2 protein-coding genes are annotated in these 721 nt (G+C 68.1%); one reads left to right on the forward strand and one right to left on the reverse strand.

Annotated elements, in window-relative coordinates; all coding sequences use genetic code 11:
- The first annotated feature begins 218 nt into the window (after positions 1-218).
- On the forward strand, positions 219-377 hold the full coding sequence (locus FNX44_RS27340) for a hypothetical protein (protein ID WP_153507804.1): 159 nt from the start codon (positions 219-221) through the stop codon (positions 375-377).
- On the opposite strand, the gene FNX44_RS27345 is transcribed toward FNX44_RS27340, so the two are convergent.
- Positions 374-598: a hypothetical protein gene (locus FNX44_RS27345; RefSeq protein ID WP_143651634.1), complete on the reverse strand. Its 225-nt coding sequence runs from the start codon at positions 596-598 to the stop codon at positions 374-376. The two genes, FNX44_RS27340 and FNX44_RS27345, sit on opposite strands and share 4 nt — an antisense overlap.
- Positions 599-721: the final 123 nt, after the last annotated feature.

Raw genomic sequence — 721 nt, forward strand, 5'->3', positions numbered from 1 at the left:
CCCTCCCACCCCGAACGCTGGAGCGACCACGCCCCCGTGACGGTCACCTACACCCGCTGACCAAGCGCCCCCGCCCGGAGCGTCACGCCGCAGCCGCCCAAGTACCCGGCGAGGTGGCCGTCACAGGCGGCTTCCCGTTCCCTCAACCGCGCCACCTTGACCGCCAGCTCACGGCACCGGAAGGATCGAATACGACACCAACCGACGAGGGGCAGCCGGTGAAGCTCAAGCAGGTTGCCAGCGAGTGTGACGAAGGTCCGTGTCCGACCGTGTGGGCGGTAAAGGGCACGGACCACGTGCTCGTACAGGGCTTCAAGGTGGACGATGCCGAAGCTCTGCACACCATGCGGCTACCGGACAACGAAACAGCGGTTTAGCGGTTGCGGTTGCGGGGGTGCTGGCGGGCGGTGCGTTCGTTGCCGTGCTTGTAGGCGCCGGTCCAACGGGCCATCACCAGCTGGGCGTCCGAGCGTGCCACCTCCGTCAGGAACTCCGCCGCCCGCTGCCCCCGCAGCCGGGTCGCGACCCGGCCGTGGTGGGTGATGGTGACGGTGCCGTCCGCCTGTTCGCTGTAGCTGAAACCCTCGGGTCGTCCCATGCCCGCAGCCTACGGGCGGGTGCGCGAAGTGCCCCCTGTGGGGCGGGACCCGTTCATCTGCCGTTTCGGCATCTCGGACACTCGCAGAGTGGCCAGTTCGGGGTCTGTCTCTTATACACAGTT

Source organism: Streptomyces alkaliterrae (assembly GCF_007097205.2).
GTDB classification, from domain to species: Bacteria; Actinomycetota; Actinomycetes; order Streptomycetales; family Streptomycetaceae; genus Streptomyces; species Streptomyces alkaliterrae.